Source organism: Ruminococcus sp. CAG:379 (assembly GCF_000434255.1).
Taxonomy (GTDB): domain Bacteria; phylum Bacillota; class Clostridia; order Oscillospirales; family Ruminococcaceae; genus Ruminococcus_F; species Ruminococcus_F champanellensis.
Map to the genome: position 1 here is coordinate 1 of NZ_FR894913.1, position 277 is coordinate 277.

A 277-nucleotide genomic window follows, 5' to 3' on the forward strand; every position below is an offset into this window, starting at 1 on the left:
ATTTTAAGGTGATCTACGGCTGTGAGGCGTATGTGGTCAACGACATTGCGGAGCGAAAGATCCTCATCGGGGAAACCGACAAGACCGTCAACGACACGATCATTATTTTTGATGTGGAAACCACTGGACTCAGTGCGGAACGGGATCGGCTCACGGAGATTGGTGCCATCAAGGTCAAGAATATGCGGGTGGCGGACTCCTTTCACACCTATGTGAACCCGGAGCGTCCCATTCCTCCGGAGATCACAGATCTGACCGGAATTCATGAGGGCATGGT

1 protein-coding gene is annotated in these 277 nt (G+C 52.3%); it reads left to right on the forward strand.

All coding sequences use genetic code 11. From position 1 onward, the window contains the following. On the forward strand, nucleotides 1-277 hold a 277-nt coding region (locus QVO51_RS08665), incomplete at both ends, for a 3'-5' exonuclease (RefSeq protein ID WP_288168043.1).